Raw genomic sequence first — 14,134 nt, 5'->3', positions numbered from 1 at the left:
ATGCTAGCCAGAGACAGTGCAGGCGTTGACGCCAGCCGGTACGCCGAATACGCCACGACGGCGTCGACCAACGCGGCGGTGCTGCGATCGGTGGCGATCCGCATCTCCGGGACAGAAGGCCGCATCGGGCGCGCGGTGGCCCTGGCCAAGTTCCAGAGCCCCTCCGCGGCCCGGTTCAAGGACCGCACCCAGGATCTGGGCGAGGGTCTGCGCGAAACGGCCCGCCGCCTCAGCCAGACCGCCGAGGAGCTCGACCGGCTGAGCCGCCAATTCCAGCAGCGCTATGACGAATGGCGGGCGGGCCATGCTTGAGAACAACGCGGTCGCGCGCTACGTCTTCGACCTGGACGACATCCGCGGCATCGCGGTGACCCTGAACAGCGCGGCGGGAGCGCTGAGCGAAGCGGCGGGCAGTGTGCGGGCCGCCGGCCGGGACTGCGCCGGGTTGCCCGATGCCGGTGACGAGGTGGCGCAGATCTGCCAATCGCTGGCCGGCAAGCTGGTCGCCGGCACAGCGGGCCTGCGCGCCGATGCCCGGTGGCTCGCCGGGGTGGTAACCGCATTGGCGGCAACAGATGCCGCGGCCTGGACGACCAAGAAACTCAACACCGCCATCCACTTCGCCCGCGACGAGCGGGAGCTGCGCCGTCAGCTCGGGCAGCGCGACTCCCATGCCCGGCGCGGCACCCGCATCACCGGCATCGGGGTGGACCTGTTCGGCGAGGACCTCACCGGCTCCAAACTGCCGGGCATGGCCCGCTCCTACTATCGCAACCTCACCACGTTCAAGCGCATCGATCGGGCATCGTGGCAACTGCGCTATGTCGTCAACTGGTACACGATCAAAGTGCACGACAAGCTCAAAATCCCGCCCAGGCCAAAGGTTTCCAAGCCCGGCTGGGCCGAGCGGATAGCCGGCAACGGCAAGGGCGCAGGCCGAGCCCGCCGGCTGGTGGCCTATGCCGTGCCCGGTGCTTCGGCGGCAGCGCTCGTCGTCGATGTGCGGGCGCTGAAAACCCAGCAGCATCACGGGGTACGCGGCGTGCTCGAGTTCGCGCGCGACGCCACCTCGACCGGTTCCTCCTCCATCCACCTGGCCAGCGACGTGCTTCTGGTGGCGGGGCCGCCCGGCGCGGCCGCCGACAAACTCGTCGACGCGAGCGTGCTGGCCACTTTGGACACCGCGGTGCTCACCGCCGACGCGATCGACTACGTGGTGTTCGAGAAGGGCGACGAGATCGTGCACGCCGCGGGCGACGCCGTCGACGCGGCGGGCGATGCCCTCAGCGCCATCGGCGGCCTGCTGTGAACACGTTGCACGCCACCGCCGATGAGCTCGACGCGCTCGCCTTCGGGCTCAGCGGCGCGCCATTTCCCGACACCGGGCCGACCCTGGTCGCCGCGGCGCCCGAAGAGCATCGGGGTCTGGTCGCCGCGCGCCTGCTCCGATCGCTGGCGCTACGCGGAGTTGTGGTGGACGGCCCGCACGGCCCGGCGGTGGCGCCCGTCTTCCAGCCGCTGCTGCATTGCCGGCTGGCCGCGCAGGTCACCGTCATCGTGCGGGTGCGCACGCCCGGCTCCTCCGCAATGGCCGCGGTCTGCGAGTGTGACGGCTCAATCGTGGTGCACAGCGCCGATCCCGACGGGGTCCACCACCTTCGCGAGGTCCGGCTCCCGCTGCTCGATGCGGTGCTGGCCCAGCTCGATCCGCCCCCGCTCGCCAAGCCCGGTGACCGCCCACTGCGGATGCGCTACTCCGAGCTCGACTCGGCCGACAATCCTTTTGTGTCAGCGGTTCGCGATTACTCGTACGCAGCAAAAATCATCAAAATCTCGGTGGAGATGGCGACCGCGGCTCTGGTCGTGGGCAGGTCGGGCCAGGCCTGGCTGGCCAGTGTCGAGCCCGACGGCGACGGCCTTGACGGCCGGCTATACGCTCGGCCGGTCGGGCAGCTGCGCGAGGCGGTGGCGAGCGTCCTCACCGGAAGCCCTTCCCATTCCGTTGCGGGGCAGTGACATCCGACACTTGGCAGATGAGCACATCCCAGGAGTTCGAGCGCGGCGCGCAGCGGCTTCGCGTCGAGGTCAGGCGGCTCACCGATGTTCACCACGATCTGCGCCAAGCCTTAGCCCACCGCGTCTGGCAGGGCCCGGCGTCGGAGCGCTTCGAGCGCAGTGTGCGGCGCCGCGAAAGCGAGATTGCCGAGCAGCGCGATCTGCTCGACCTGCTCGCCCGGCGTCTGGAGGACGCGGCGGCCACGGCTGCGCGGCATGAGGCCACGGCATGAGCGCCGCCTACGCCACGGACGAGTTGCGGCTCCTGGCAAGGCTTTCCGGCACCGCCCTGCCACCCAGCCTCGACAGCACCTGGCACGCCGGCGATGAGATGGTCGCCGACGTGGTGGCGGCAAGGGTTCTGCTGGCACGCGGCGCGGTAAGTCTCGGCGGCCCGAATGCCTTACGGGTCACCGCCGCTGTCGACCAGATCTTCTCCCCGCTGCGCCAGGCGACCACAATCCTGGAAATCGAATGCCGGGTCGCCGGCAGTGGGACCCGCCGTGAAATCGCGGCCTGGTGCGGCGAGGGCGGAGTGCATCTCGTCGAGCGCGAGCCCGATGTCTGGCAGCTGAACGCGTGCGGGTCCCGGCCGGAGCTGGCCGACCTGCTGCCCGCGGCCGACGTCGCGCTCGACACGGCTTTCACCTTGCCCGCCTTCGTCTTCGACCGCGTCCGCCTGCACCACCAGGCCGGCGAGCCGCTGGTGGCCGCGGATCTGCTCAATGGGGTAGCCGAGCGGGCGGTCTTTCTGTCCGCATTGGACAATCAGCGCACCGAGGTCGTCATCCGGGCCGCCCACCGCATCGACGACGACACCTTCGCGCTGGACGAGCTGTGGTGGCTGGACTGCGGTGCCGCCGGGCTCTGGCGTCTGATCACCTCGCCGGACGGCGACAACGCGCCCACCGTCGCCGTCTGCGCTGTCCGTGTCGAGGATCTGCGCACCGCGATCGCTGAATTGGAGACGCCGGTATGAAAACCCTCAGCGATGTCGCCATCGCCGAACACGCTCACGCGGCCGGGTTCCGCGGCCAGGCGCTGGTGACCGCCGTCGCCGTCGCGATCGCCGAGTCCGGCGGCAGGCCGGGCGTGCCGGGCGATGTGGACATACAGAACTCCAAATGGGGGCCTTCCATCGGGCTTTGGCAGATCCGGTCGCTGCATGCCGATCTGGGCACGGGACGGCAGCGCGACGCCAAGGCCAACCTCGACCCGCGCACGAATGCCAAGCACGCCTTCGAGATTTACAGCGAAGACCACAATTTCATGCCATGGGCGGCCTACAAATACCATCGCCACGTTCGCTTCCTGCCCCGCGCCCGGGCCGCGGTCCAGCATCTCGGCAGCAGCCCCGGCCCCAGCCCGTCCGGCAAACACCACTCGGCCACCTCCGGCGGGCGCATCGTCTTCTCGCTCAAGGAACTGGCCAAGTTCGAGTCCCTTATGGACACCAGCCGCACCCGCGTCGCGCACAGCCTGCGCCAGGTTCAGGACGTCGCGGGTGACCTGCGCCTGACCGGCGTCCACGCCACCTATCTCAACGCCCTGTTCGGCGCGGTCACCGGCCCGGCCGGGCTGCCGCTGGTGATGCGCCACCTCGACTGGGAGGCCCACCTCATCCAGCGCATCCGCCGCCTCGCCGCGGCCGTCGACGGCGACAACCACCGGCTGGGCCTCGAGGACATGGTGCTGTATCTGAAGAACCTCCACGGCCGAAGCGGTCTGCCCGAGGCGGCCGTGCTCGAGGCGCTTGTCGCCGGTGGCTTCCGCACCGCGGCGGGCGCGCCCCGCCAGCGCCACCACGACCAGCCGAGGGTGCCCGCGCTACCCGCGCCGAAGCAGATGAACTACGGCGACATCGTGCCGCCGGGTTTGCGCCGCTACCCCAACGGGCGTCTGCCCGAAAGCAAGCTGGTCGCGGTGGGCCAGGGCGAGAAGCTCACAGCCGTTGCCGCCCAGCACTTCCGGCGCATGGACGCGGCCGCCCGCGCGGACGGCGTCGATCTGCGGGTCAACAGCGGCTACCGCACCTACGCCGAGCAGAGCTACTACTACGACCTCTACCGCAACCACGACGGAAACCGGGCCGCCCCACCGGGCGCGAGCAACCACGGCTGGGGCCTGTCGGTGGACCTCGATGTCCGGGGCGAGGCGGACGCCTCGCGATGGCTGCGCAACAACGCCGCCCGCTACGGCTTCTTCAACGACTACACCCCCGAACCCTGGCACTGGACCTACCGCCCTCGGTAACGCTCGCTCACCCGGTCGCCTCCGGGCGGCGGCGGCCGGTGAGCATGCCGATGATGCCGACCACGAGCAGCAGCAGACCCGGAATGAGCAGCACCAGCGGCAGGGTCTTGGAAAAGGTGTTGATGCTGCTGCTCTTGTCCTTGGCATCCTTGGCCGCCGCGGCCACGCTCGCCGCGTTGAAATGGGTTTCCACGTCGTAGACCGGGGCGGCCAGCTGGCCCCCGGCGAAGGTGGCCTTGCGGACCTCTTCGCGCTGGGTGTCGACGACCAGGCCGGTCGTGGGCTCCACCCAATAGGTGGACTTCACCTGGTAGCTGTAGGTCAGCGGCACCGGATCCCCGAGCAGCGGCAGCGCCTGCGCCAGTTGGGATTTCACGGCGTCCGGCAGCGGGAGGCGGCCCGCCAGCGCCGCCAGGGCCGACGCGCCCAGCGCCTTGGGCAGGGTGGCAAGGGTTTGCTCGTCCTTGATCGGCGAGGCCGGGGCGTCGGCCTCGTAGACGTAGGTCGAGACTCCGGCCTTGTCCTCCTCGCGCACAAACTTGACCGGTGTTGTCGACTTGGTCTCGTTGACCCATGCCGTGTAGTCCTGCTTGCCCGCGCCGATGGGCCAGCTGACGGTCAGCCCTTCATGGGGCGTGACCTGCCAGCCTGAGGGCGGGTTCGCCACCGCCTCCAGCGACTTGCGGTCGACGGCGTAGGTGACCTCGCTGCTGCCGACGGTCTGGCCGTTGGCGGTCATCAGCACCCGCGTGTCCGAGACCTGCGCCGCGCTTCCATCGGTGGCCAGCACCTTGACCGTGCGGTCCGCCTTCACCGGCAGGTTGGCCAGCAGCGCGCCGCCGAGGTCGCCCGAGGCGAGCGCCTGCGGGTTGAGCAGCACCCGCGCCGTCCCCTCCAGCTGCCGGGTGGTGTTGGTGTCGGCCGGCATCTGCTTGCGGTTGGGAACCACCACCCAGTAGAGGATCCCTGCCGCGACCACGAGCACAGCCCCCAGGATCGCGACCGGTATAGCCCATCTGTTCCCCCGTTTAACCTGCCCATCGGTCTGTTGCACTGCGCCCCCTCGCATCCATGTCCCAGATAGACATCTTTGAGGAGGTTAGCCGGTAATCGCACAGTTATCTGGTAAACGGGGCCGTCAGCAACGCGAGCAAACTGCGATAGGCGGCGTCGGGCTGGCCGTGCTCACTGGCGATGAGCTGGGCATGGGGCCGCGTAGCCAGGAAAGCGAGCAACCGGTCGTACATGGCTGCCAGCTCCTGTTCGTCCACCGGCTGATGCCCGGGCACGAGACGGTTGCGTTCCGCGAACCGGCGCAGGGCGTTGGGCTTGCTGTCCATCAACACGATCTCGTAATAGCCCACGCCCATCTCCCCGGCCAGCTCCTGCAGCTGGTCGGGGAACTGAGGCCGGGCCACCAGCTGCGGGACGATCACGTCGTGGCCGGCGGCCAGGTGGGTGCGCGCCCCTGCCAGCGCGATCGCCCGAGCCAGCAGGCCGGCCGCGGAGGGGTCTTCGCGCCAGCCTCCGATCAGGTCACGAACCCGGTCGACGTCGAGGTTCAGCGCGGGCGCGAACTCGTCGGCATGGCGCTTGGCCAGCGTCGACTTGCCGCACCCACCCGGGCCATTGAGGAAGATCAACTTTGGCACGGCTGAACCTTTCGACACCGGTTGCGGGGATGGGTTCCAATGTAGACCGACAGCGACACGGGGGAGGTTCGCATGCGCAATTCTGTGCTCAGACGCGTGCTGTCAGTAACCCTCGTCTTGCTGTTGCTGGTGGTGCTGACCGAGTCCTGGATCCAGGCGCTCACCCACACCGAATCCCTCAAAACCATCAAAAATGGAGTCTATCTCCTCCTGCTGGCGGCCACCGCCACCCTGATCACCAGGCAGCGCAGGTGGCGGGAATTCCGCACGGGCGCAGACTTTGCGCTAGCCGCCCTTGCGGTCGTCATCGTGCTGTCCGGAGTCGCCGGATCAGCGGCGCCTCTTGTTATCGGGCAAGCATTTTTTGTGTACCTCAGAAGCGTCATCGTCTTCTATGCCATCCGCGCCCTCGCCCCCTCGGCCACCTGGATCCGCGCCGTGCTGTGGATAGCAGGCGGTTGGGCAGCGCTCAACTGCGTCATCGGCGTGGTGCAGGTGACGCTCGGCCCACCCGCCTACACCGCGCTCGGCTGGACAGATCTGAGCACGGCCCAAATCCATCGCGCCCAGGGCCTGTTCGCCCATCCCAACGACCTGGGCCACCTGGCCGGGCTGGCTCTGCTCGCGGTGCTTGCGGTGGCGGACAAACGGCGTTGGTGGGCGCTGGCCGCGCTTTTCGCCGCCGGCTTGGCGGTGAGCCAATCGCGTGAGTCGCTGTTCGGGGTGGCGGCCGGCTGCGTCATCATCGCGGCGATGAGGCGGCTGCCGTTGCGGCACCTGTGCGCGGGGTTCCTGGCGGTGGTGGCGCTGGCCGCGATCCCGATCGTCTTGTCCCACGGCGTGCGCACGGAGGTGCAGCGGCGCATGTGGGGTGTGGTGGACGCGATGGGTCTGCCCATCGCCCACGAGCGACCCGAGCCGGACCCGGCCCTGCCCGTCTGCGGCCCGCCCCAGCCCAGACAGGACGGTGTCGTGGGCAGCCCGTGCCGGCATCCCGGGCCGGACCGCGAAATCCGGATTCTCTATGCGCAGCAAAGCTTCCGGCTGCTGGCGCGACGCCCGGTGCTCGGCTACGGGGCGGGCACCTTCGGCGGAATAGTGGCCCTGCAAACCGACCCTGACTGGCACCGGCACCCGCGGCTGGGCCCGAACGGGTTCGACCTGTTCGGCTTTCACGGCAAGACGGTCGACTCGTTCTGGCTTCACCTGATGGTGGAGCTCGGCCTGGTGGGCCTGGGCTGTTACCTGCTTTGGCTCGCGATGCTCGCCCGCCGGCTTCGGCATCGCCCGGCGGCTGTCGCCGCGCTCGCCTTCGCCGTCGTGGTGGCCGTCTTCTCCCCCGCGCTGGAAAGCCCCATGTTCGCCCCATTGCTGTTCGGCCTCCTCGGCCTCGATACTATCCGCACCCATCTATATCGAGGAGGATCGCTTTATGCGAACAGCGAAGCTACTGACCGTGGTGGCGCTGGCTGGCGCAACATTCCTAGCCAACCCGGGCCAGGCTGCCGCGCAGCAACCGGAACAAGCGCAGGTGACACAGATCGGCGAGGAGAAGGCGGCCAATGTCGTCATCGAGTCGCAAGCGTCCGGTCATGTGATCCATGAGCCCGGCGCGACCTACATCAAGGTGCACTTCAGCGCCGTCAACCTGCGCCCCGACGAGTTCATCACGGTCTCCAATCCCGCGAAGACCGAGGTGCACACCTATCACGGCGTTCCGCAAGCCGGCGACGCCGACTACACGATCCACGGCCGTAAAGGTTTTGCCGCACTTTCCATCGATGGCGACACCGCGGTGGTGACCCGCAGCGGCAAGGGCGAGGTCCGCATCGACGGGTACTGGCGCGGGTACACCTCTGACGAGATCCTTGCCCACAACCCGGGCATTCTCAGCGTGTGCAGCACCGACGCGCGTCGCGACGTGGTCTGTTACCAGACCAGCCACCCCACCGAGTACGCGCGTTCGCGTGCCGTGGCCAAGCTGCTCATCGGCGGCGGTGGCTCCTGCACGACGTGGCGGGTGGGCGACACCAACCGCATGCTCACCAACAAACACTGCTTCTCCACCCAAGCCGTCGTCGCGGCCAGCGAGATGCAGTTCAACTTCCAGTGCGCCACGTGCGGCGGCAACAACCCGGGCGCCGGCACCAAGGTGAGCGGCGCCCAGCTGATCCAGGTGAGCGCCGGTGGCTCGAGCATGCTCGACTACGCCCTCTATTCGGTGAATAATTTCGCCGCCATTCAGGGTTTTGGCACCCTCTACCTTGAGACGCGGGCCGCCACCACCGGCGAGCGCATCTACATTCCCGGCCACGGCGACGGCACCGCCAAGCGTCTGTCCATTTACGACAACACCCAGGGCGGCGCCAACTGCACCGTGCGCAGCGGGAACTTCAACACCTACAACATGTCCTACTCGTGCGACACCTCCGGCGGCAACTCGGGTTCGCCCGTGCTGTCGGCCAACCACCGCGTGCTCGCCCTGCACCACCTCGGCGGCTGCCCGAGCAACCAGGGCGCCAAGGCGCACCTCATCTACAACGAGATCGCCAGCCTGATCGACAACACCCCGTAACCCGTAAGCGGGCCGCCGGCATTCCGGCGGCCCGCCCCCAGCATCGAAGCGGTGTCACGGAATTCTGGCGATCGCGTCGATCTCGACCAGAATCCCGGGGCGGGCGAAGCTGGCCACCGATATCACCGTGATGGCCGTGGGCTGATCGCCCCAGACCTGCCTGGTCGCGGCAAAGCCCGCGTTGACGTCAGCGCCGGCCACCAGGTAGACATTCATCTTTGCCACATGCTCAGGACCGGCCTTGGCCGCGGCGAGAACCGCGAGCAGGTTCTTCATGGCTTGCGTAGTCTGCTCGGCGATGCCCCCGGCGACAATGTTGCCGTCGGCGTCAACGCCGTTCTGGCCTCCGATGTAGAGGGTCGGCCCAGCCTCGACCAGGGTGCCTTGGGAGAAGGCCGGATTGGTGTGCAACTCTGGCGGATTGATGTGGGTGACGGTGCTCATCAGGAGACCTCCTTGTGTTTGGAACGGTGAACACGAACCTTGGTGCGGTTGCCACAACGCTGCATGGAGCACCAGCGGCGTGAGTTGGGCCGAGAGGTGTCAAGGAAAATCAGCGCACAGTTGCCGGCATCGCAATGCCTTACCCGGCCCGGCCCGGCGCTGAACACCGCAACGGCGTCCCGAGCGATCGTGGACAGGGCACGGGCCACGCTCGGCGGCCCCTTCTCCCGGATGCCACCGGGCAGGAACGGCGCGATGTCGGCGCCGGAGCCAATCTCGTTTATCAGATCGATGTCCGGCGGGCTGGGCTGTTCATCGCCGGCCAGCGCACGGGCGATGCCGGTGATAGCGGCTCGCAGCACCAGCGCCCGAGCAAACTCGGCCTGGGTAACCGGACGCGACAGCTCGCCGAACCGCTCCGTCAGCCACTCGGTGAGATCGCCGGGCTGATGCAGGTGCTCCCACGCGGCCACGCCATAGCCGTAGTCGCCGGTGTAGCCGAAATCCAGCGACAGCGCCCCCGACTCGAAGAACCAGCGCGTCCCCGCCTTGTCGACCAGCCACGTCCCTCCCGCCATGAAACCACTATAACTGGTTACATCCTTTCGCGCGGCTAGCCGAAGGCGGCCAGGTGGCGTTCGCGGGCGGCGGTGAGGTGGTCGCGCATCGCCGTCTCGGCCGCTTCCGGGTTGCCCGCGCGGATGGCCGCGGCTATGCGCTGGTGCTCTTCGCCCGTGGTCTCGGTCTGGGCAAAGGGGAAGTAGAGGCGGTGGATGTGCAGGTGCGAGTGCAGGCGAGCGATTCCGTCGCGCAGCAGGGGGTTGCCGGCCGCGGCGGCGATCAGGTCGTGGAACTGGGCGTCGAGCTTGGTGAAAGCGGCGTGCGCCTGCCAGCCGTCGGCGTCGTCGCGCAGGGCGGCCGTGGAGGCGGCCTCGCCGACGATGCGGTCCCGGGTGGCTTCCTCGGCGCGCGAGGATGCCCATCGGGCGGCGGCACCTTCCAGTACCAGCCGCATGTCGAACATGTCCATGAACTCCTCGCGCGTCAGCAGCGGGCTGACCGTGTATCCAGCGAGGGCCCGCTTGCGCACCAGGCCATCCGATTCGAGGCGGGCGAGCGCCTCGCGAACCGGGGTGGCCGAAACCTCAAGCTGACGGGCAAGGGCGTCTATGTTGATGCGGTCGCCCGGGGCGAGGGTGTGCTGCATGATCAACGCGGTGATCGTCTCGTAGACGTCATCGCCCAGGGTGGATCGACGCAGGCGCGGTATAGGCGCGGAGCCCGGGGTCAACGGTGCCATGTATATATCCTATAGGATAAAACCGCTGTTCAGCGCCCGGGTCGCCACGCCTCGCCGTCTGGGAACTCGTAACGGGCAAGCGACTCCGGCAGCATCTGCGCGGAGAAGCCCGGCGCTTGGGGCACACGATAGCAACCATTTTGGATGACCACCGGCTCCACGAAATGCTCGTGCAGATGGTCGACATATTCGATCACGCGATCGGTCATGTCCCCGCTGACCGCCACATAGTCGAACATGGACAGATGCTGCACCAGCTCGCACAGCCCCACTCCCCCGGCGTGCGGGCAGACCGGACGGCCAAACTTGGCCGCCAGCAACAGGATCGCCACGTTCTCATTGACCCCGCCGACCCGGCACGCGTCGAGCTGAACGAAATCGATCGCCTGCGCCCGCAGCAGCTGCTTGAAGACGACCCGGTTGGCCACATGCTCGCCCGTCGCCACCCGCACCGGTGCGCCGCCCGGGCCCGCGGTGGCCAGGGCCGCGCGGATGTCGGCATGGCCGAGCACATCATCGGGGCTGGTCGGTTCCTCTATCCACCAGGGGTCGTAGGGGGCCAGCGCCGTCATCCACGCGATCGCCTCGGCCACGTCCCAGCGCTGGTTGGCGTCGACCGCTATCCGGATCTGAGGGCCTACCGTCGCGCGGGCCAGGGCCAGGCGGCGCACATCGTCGTCGAGATCTGCGCCCACTTTGAGCTTTATCTGTTGGTACCCGGCATCGACCGCTTCCGACGCGAGGCGAGCCACCTTCGCGTCGTCATAGCCCAGCCACCCCGGCGACGTGGTGTAGGCCGGATAGCCAAGGCGGACAAGGGTTTCCGCGCGTTCCGCCCGCCCCGGCTCGGCGGCCTTGAGCAGGTCGTAGGCCTCGGCCGGGGTGAGCGCATCGGTGAGGTAGCGCCAGTCCACGAGATCGATGAGTTCCTGCGGGCTCATCTCCGAGAGCACCCGCCACACCGGCTTGCCCTCGGCCTTGCCGCGCAGGTCCCAGGCCGCGTTGATGAGGGCGGCCGCGGCCAGGTGGATGACCCCCTTTTCCGGGCCGAGCCAGCGGATCTGCGAGTCGTGGGTGAGCCGCCGCGCGAACCCGCCGAGGTCGTCCACACCCTGTCCGATGACGAACGGGGCCAGCGTGTCGATGGCCGCCCGGGCCAGCTCGTTGCCGCGCCCGATGGTGAAGGTGAACCCGTGCCCCTCCACCGGGCTGTCGGTTCGCAGCACCACATAGGCGGCCGAGTAGTCGGGATCGGGGTTCATCGCGTCGGAGCCGTCAAGCTCGAGTGAGGTCGGGAAGCGGATGTCATAGGTGTCGACTGCCACGATTTTCATTCGGCCTCCAGCCGGTAGACACGCACTGCTGTGCCGCCGAAAACGCCGGCCGGCCGGCCGCCGAGGAGGGTCTCGAACATTTCGGCGACTTCCTCATAGGTGGCGGCAAGCTCGCAGACCGGCCAGTCGGAGCCGAACATGAGCCGGTCTTCGCCGAACAGCTCCATGGCCGTCTCGACGAAGGGCGCCAGGTCCTTGACACTCCAAGTGTTCCAGTCGGCCTCGGTCACCAGGCCGGAAAGCTTTGCCACGACATTGGGGCAGTCGGCTACCAATTGGATACGTTCCCGCCACTCGTCCAGTCCCTCGCTTCCCGCGGCTATCCGCGGCTTGCCCAGGTGGTCGAGGACGAAACTGGACTCGGGCAGCGCGCGAGCGGCGCGGGCCACCGCGGGCAGCTGGTCGCAGCGCACCACAAGCTCGTTGACCAGACCCGCGGAAGCTATGTGCCGCAAGCCTTTCTGAACCTCGGGCCGGTCCAGGTCGCCCGCCGCGTAGTTCTGCACCTGGTCGCGGATGCCGGCCAGCAGCCCCCCGCCCGGGCCCGCACGGTGCGCGGCAAGCTTTTCCGGCAGCGCCGGATCGCTCAGCGATGCCCACCCGACCACGGCCGCGATCTCGGGTGTCTGTTGCGCGAGCGCGAGCATGCGGGTGGTTTCCACGTCCTCGCACAGGGCCGCTTCGACCAGGACGGTGCGGTGAACGCCTGCCGCGCCAAGGTGCGCGCGCAGATCTGAGACGGTGTAGTCACGCCGGATGGCCTGCAGCGCCGCATCGCTGAGCCACGGATAGTCCGCGGTCCAAAGATGGTGATGCGCATCAACAATCATGCATTCGCCTCCAGCTCACCAAAAGCCAGGGCTGATCGCCGCGCCTAAATGCATGGCAGCAGCCGGCGCGGCGATCAGCCCGGGCGTCTTGTTTATCCTATAGGATATTTCATAGATGTGCACCGCCGGGACCATCCCATAGTCAAGTGTGCGTCCCGATGGGACACTTCTGGCCATGTCCCCTGCCGAAATGCTGAGCATCGCCATGGGCGCCGCCGCCCTGCTGCTTTCGATCCCCGGAACCCTGCTCGCCCTTCGCCAGCTGCGCACGCCGGCCCCTGCGGCCACCCCCGCGCCACGCCCACTGGTTTTCGCGCGGCTCGCGCTATTCGCGTATGCGGCAACAATGCTCGTCCTCATCGCCGCCGTCCTCGGCGGGCCCGACGAGGCAGGCGAAGCCGTCGTCTTCTTCGGAGCGCTGGCGCTGATTGCCGTGGTTTTGGCTTTCTCGCTAAAGGCCGGTCGCGGTTTGGCCAGCCGGCTGGCCCAGCTGTTCAGCGGACTGAGCGCGCTGTACTTCTTGTTCCTCGCCGCCTCGTCCATCGAAGGCGGCGAGGTTGGCCCGCTGCTGTGGGCCGTACCGGTGGTGGCCGGGCTGTGCGTGGCTGTGATCGCGCTGCTGGCCGCCGCCGGACGGCGTCCCCTGACGTGACCATGATGCCGCCGTAAGAGGCGGGCCGCATGGTGATGGCGCGACCCAAACCGGGCCGCCCTTCACCTTGAGGAGCAGCAATGAAACGCTCGCAGAAAGCAGGCCTCGTCCTCGCCGCCGCCCTGGCGTCCACCTTCGGCCTGGTCGCCCCCGCCCACGCCTCGACCACCAGCAACGGCTGCACCGTCACCCCGATCAAGCCGTACCACAACGGCGATTTCAGCGACAGCGGCATCAAGCGGATCGCCTGGGAAATCGACGTGACCTGTGTCAGCGGTGTCGAGATCGAAATCGAGCAGCACCGCTGGGAGGCCGACAGCGGCCTGTCCGCCGACGACTACCTCGGCGATAGTGTCCTGAACAGCAGCTTCCTGGGCGGGGCGGGAAGCATCACCCGGACCGTGACCACCAATCTGTCCGACACCGACGACTTCACCGACATGTATGAAGAGGTGTTCCAGCGGGTGCGCTTCCGCGTCACCAGCGGCCCGGTCACCTCGGCCTGGACCTCGTGGGAAACCGGCCCCACCCGGTCAATCCACGTCTGAGATCCCCCACTGCGGCCGCCGCTCTCCCGCGAGCGGCGGCCGCTCTCCACTTTGGACCCACCGCCCGGCGGTCAATCTCGCAGCGCACCGGGAACCCCGGAAGCCATGATTCATGACAGCGCCCGGTCATCCCGCGCACCTCGAGAACCCCGAAGCCCAGGGCGCACCGACAACGCCGGCCATCCAGGCTCGAGAACCTCGAAGCTCCAGGGGTGCACGACGGCGGCGCGGTAATGACGTCGAGTTCCTTGGCGTCTAGTCGACGAGGCAACGGCGATGGCGGCTATGGCGGTTCGGGGCCGATGTGGTAGATACGGCCGAGTGGGCTGAGCCAGATGAAGTGGCCTGGTTTTGGTTGGTGCAGTTGCCAGCCGCCCTCATCTTTCATCGGATGATGGCGGCCGCACAGGGCCGCGAGGTCGTCGTGGGAGGTGCGGCCGCCATCGGTGTATCTGATCGTGTGGTCCAGGTCGCAGCGGCGGGCCGGGACT

At 68.2% G+C, this 14,134-nt stretch carries 17 protein-coding genes and 1 pseudogene; 10 read left to right on the top strand and 8 right to left on the bottom strand.

Annotation, left to right across the window (positions count from 1 at the left end):
* From Rhe02_RS32610 to Rhe02_RS32585, 6 genes are read left to right on the top strand one after another with little or no spacing between them, the layout of a single operon-like run.
* A complete protein-coding gene (locus Rhe02_RS32610) occupies positions 1–312 on the top strand; it encodes a hypothetical protein (protein WP_203912277.1) in 312 nt (103 codons plus the stop codon).
* Entirely contained in the window at positions 305–1,309 is a 1,005-nt protein-coding gene (locus Rhe02_RS32605) for a hypothetical protein (RefSeq protein WP_203912276.1), read from the top strand. Before Rhe02_RS32610 ends, Rhe02_RS32605 begins: the two co-directional genes overlap by 8 nt.
* Positions 1,306–2,016 (top strand): hypothetical protein, encoded by a 711-nt coding sequence (locus tag Rhe02_RS32600; RefSeq protein ID WP_203912275.1) that lies wholly within the window; start codon positions 1,306–1,308, stop codon positions 2,014–2,016. The genes Rhe02_RS32605 and Rhe02_RS32600 overlap by 4 nt, the downstream gene beginning before the upstream one ends.
* 17 nt (positions 2,017–2,033) lie before the next feature.
* Positions 2,034–2,288: a hypothetical protein gene (locus Rhe02_RS32595; protein WP_203912274.1), complete on the top strand. Its 255-nt coding sequence runs from the start codon at positions 2,034–2,036 to the stop codon at positions 2,286–2,288.
* Entirely contained in the window at positions 2,285–3,034 is a 750-nt protein-coding gene (locus Rhe02_RS32590; RefSeq protein ID WP_203912273.1) for a hypothetical protein, read from the top strand. Before Rhe02_RS32595 ends, Rhe02_RS32590 begins: the two co-directional genes overlap by 4 nt.
* A complete protein-coding gene (locus tag Rhe02_RS32585; RefSeq protein ID WP_203912272.1) occupies positions 3,031–4,308 on the top strand; it encodes a D-alanyl-D-alanine carboxypeptidase family protein in 1,278 nt (425 codons plus the stop codon). Before Rhe02_RS32590 ends, Rhe02_RS32585 begins: the two co-directional genes overlap by 4 nt.
* A gap of 7 nt (positions 4,309–4,315) precedes the next feature.
* Here Rhe02_RS32585 and Rhe02_RS32580 read toward each other — a convergent pair whose 3' ends face one another.
* Positions 4,316–5,377: a porin PorA family protein gene (locus Rhe02_RS32580; RefSeq protein ID WP_275412660.1), complete on the bottom strand. Its 1,062-nt coding sequence runs from the start codon at positions 5,375–5,377 to the stop codon at positions 4,316–4,318.
* A 49-nt stretch (positions 5,378–5,426) separates the two neighbouring features.
* Entirely contained in the window at positions 5,427–5,960 is a 534-nt protein-coding gene (locus tag Rhe02_RS32575) for an AAA family ATPase (protein WP_239124204.1), read from the bottom strand.
* A 72-nt stretch (positions 5,961–6,032) separates the two neighbouring features.
* On the opposite strand from Rhe02_RS32575, the gene Rhe02_RS50125 reads away from it, so the two are divergent.
* Positions 6,033–7,565: an O-antigen ligase family protein gene (locus tag Rhe02_RS50125; RefSeq protein WP_239124203.1), complete on the top strand. Its 1,533-nt coding sequence runs from the start codon at positions 6,033–6,035 to the stop codon at positions 7,563–7,565.
* Positions 7,492–8,535, top strand: coding sequence for a trypsin-like serine peptidase (locus Rhe02_RS32570; protein WP_239124202.1), 1,044 nt, complete (start codon positions 7,492–7,494; stop codon positions 8,533–8,535). The genes Rhe02_RS50125 and Rhe02_RS32570 overlap by 74 nt, the downstream gene beginning before the upstream one ends.
* 54 nt (positions 8,536–8,589) lie before the next feature.
* On the opposite strand, the gene Rhe02_RS32565 is transcribed toward Rhe02_RS32570, so the two are convergent.
* Genes Rhe02_RS32565 through Rhe02_RS32545 form a run of 5 tightly spaced genes read right to left on the bottom strand, consistent with a single transcriptional unit; the run spans position 8,590 to position 12,443 of the window.
* The gene (locus Rhe02_RS32565; protein WP_203912269.1) at positions 8,590–8,979 is read right to left on the bottom strand and encodes a RidA family protein; all 390 of its coding nucleotides are present in this window, start codon (positions 8,977–8,979) and stop codon (positions 8,590–8,592) included.
* On the bottom strand, positions 8,979–9,557 hold the full coding sequence (locus Rhe02_RS32560; protein ID WP_203912268.1) for a CGNR zinc finger domain-containing protein: 579 nt from the start codon (positions 9,555–9,557) through the stop codon (positions 8,979–8,981). The genes Rhe02_RS32565 and Rhe02_RS32560 overlap by 1 nt, the downstream gene beginning before the upstream one ends.
* Positions 9,558–9,592: 35 nt before the next feature.
* Entirely contained in the window at positions 9,593–10,279 is a 687-nt protein-coding gene (locus Rhe02_RS32555; protein ID WP_203912267.1) for a GntR family transcriptional regulator, read from the bottom strand.
* Between the two features lie 29 nt (positions 10,280–10,308).
* The gene (locus tag Rhe02_RS32550; protein ID WP_203912266.1) at positions 10,309–11,613 is read right to left on the bottom strand and encodes an enolase C-terminal domain-like protein; all 1,305 of its coding nucleotides are present in this window, start codon (positions 11,611–11,613) and stop codon (positions 10,309–10,311) included.
* Positions 11,610–12,443, bottom strand: a complete 834-nt coding sequence (locus tag Rhe02_RS32545; RefSeq protein ID WP_203912265.1) for an amidohydrolase family protein — start codon at positions 12,441–12,443, stop codon at positions 11,610–11,612. The genes Rhe02_RS32550 and Rhe02_RS32545 overlap by 4 nt, the downstream gene beginning before the upstream one ends.
* 175 nt (positions 12,444–12,618) lie before the next feature.
* On the opposite strand from Rhe02_RS32545, the gene Rhe02_RS32540 reads away from it, so the two are divergent.
* Both Rhe02_RS32540 and Rhe02_RS32535 read left to right on the top strand, forming a co-directional pair.
* The gene (locus Rhe02_RS32540; RefSeq protein WP_203912264.1) at positions 12,619–13,095 is read left to right on the top strand and encodes a hypothetical protein; all 477 of its coding nucleotides are present in this window, start codon (positions 12,619–12,621) and stop codon (positions 13,093–13,095) included.
* Positions 13,096–13,175: 80 nt separating this feature from the next.
* A complete protein-coding gene (locus Rhe02_RS32535) occupies positions 13,176–13,643 on the top strand; it encodes a hypothetical protein (RefSeq protein WP_203912263.1) in 468 nt (155 codons plus the stop codon).
* Positions 13,644–13,926: 283 nt separating this feature from the next.
* On the opposite strand, the pseudogene Rhe02_RS32530 reads toward Rhe02_RS32535, so the two are convergent.
* Positions 13,927–14,134, bottom strand: a pseudogene (locus Rhe02_RS32530) (HNH endonuclease signature motif containing protein); the annotation flags it as partial.

It is taken from the genome of Rhizocola hellebori (genome assembly GCF_016862955.1).
Classification (GTDB): Bacteria; Actinomycetota; Actinomycetes; order Mycobacteriales; family Micromonosporaceae; genus Rhizocola; species Rhizocola hellebori.
The sequence above is the reverse complement of the archived record's forward strand: the minus strand, read 5'-3'. Positions and strand labels throughout refer to the sequence as shown.

Excerpts from the sequence above, each read along its gene's own strand:
- Rhe02_RS32585 (WP_203912272.1), top strand. The coding sequence starts at position 3,031 with ATGAAAACCCTCAGCGATGTCGCCATCGCCGAACACGCTCACGCGGCC.
- Rhe02_RS32535 (WP_203912263.1), top strand. The coding sequence starts at position 13,176 with ATGAAACGCTCGCAGAAAGCAGGCCTCGTCCTCGCCGCCGCCCTGGCG.
- Rhe02_RS32580 (WP_275412660.1), bottom strand. The coding sequence starts at position 5,377 with ATGCGAGGGGGCGCAGTGCAACAGACCGATGGGCAGGTTAAACGGGGG.
- Rhe02_RS32555 (WP_203912267.1), bottom strand. The coding sequence starts at position 10,279 with ATGGCACCGTTGACCCCGGGCTCCGCGCCTATACCGCGCCTGCGTCGA.
- Rhe02_RS50125 (WP_239124203.1), top strand. The coding sequence starts at position 6,033 with ATGCGCAATTCTGTGCTCAGACGCGTGCTGTCAGTAACCCTCGTCTTG.
- Rhe02_RS32565 (WP_203912269.1), bottom strand. The coding sequence starts at position 8,979 with ATGAGCACCGTCACCCACATCAATCCGCCAGAGTTGCACACCAATCCG.
- Rhe02_RS32605 (WP_203912276.1), top strand. The coding sequence starts at position 305 with ATGCTTGAGAACAACGCGGTCGCGCGCTACGTCTTCGACCTGGACGAC.
- Rhe02_RS32550 (WP_203912266.1), bottom strand. The coding sequence starts at position 11,613 with ATGAAAATCGTGGCAGTCGACACCTATGACATCCGCTTCCCGACCTCA.
- Rhe02_RS32590 (WP_203912273.1), top strand. The coding sequence starts at position 2,285 with ATGAGCGCCGCCTACGCCACGGACGAGTTGCGGCTCCTGGCAAGGCTT.
- Rhe02_RS32545 (WP_203912265.1), bottom strand. The coding sequence starts at position 12,443 with ATGATTGTTGATGCGCATCACCATCTTTGGACCGCGGACTATCCGTGG.
- Rhe02_RS32540 (WP_203912264.1), top strand. The coding sequence starts at position 12,619 with ATGTCCCCTGCCGAAATGCTGAGCATCGCCATGGGCGCCGCCGCCCTG.
- Rhe02_RS32560 (WP_203912268.1), bottom strand. The coding sequence starts at position 9,557 with ATGGCGGGAGGGACGTGGCTGGTCGACAAGGCGGGGACGCGCTGGTTC.
- Rhe02_RS32610 (WP_203912277.1), top strand. The coding sequence starts at position 1 with ATGCTAGCCAGAGACAGTGCAGGCGTTGACGCCAGCCGGTACGCCGAA.
- Rhe02_RS32595 (WP_203912274.1), top strand. The coding sequence starts at position 2,034 with ATGAGCACATCCCAGGAGTTCGAGCGCGGCGCGCAGCGGCTTCGCGTC.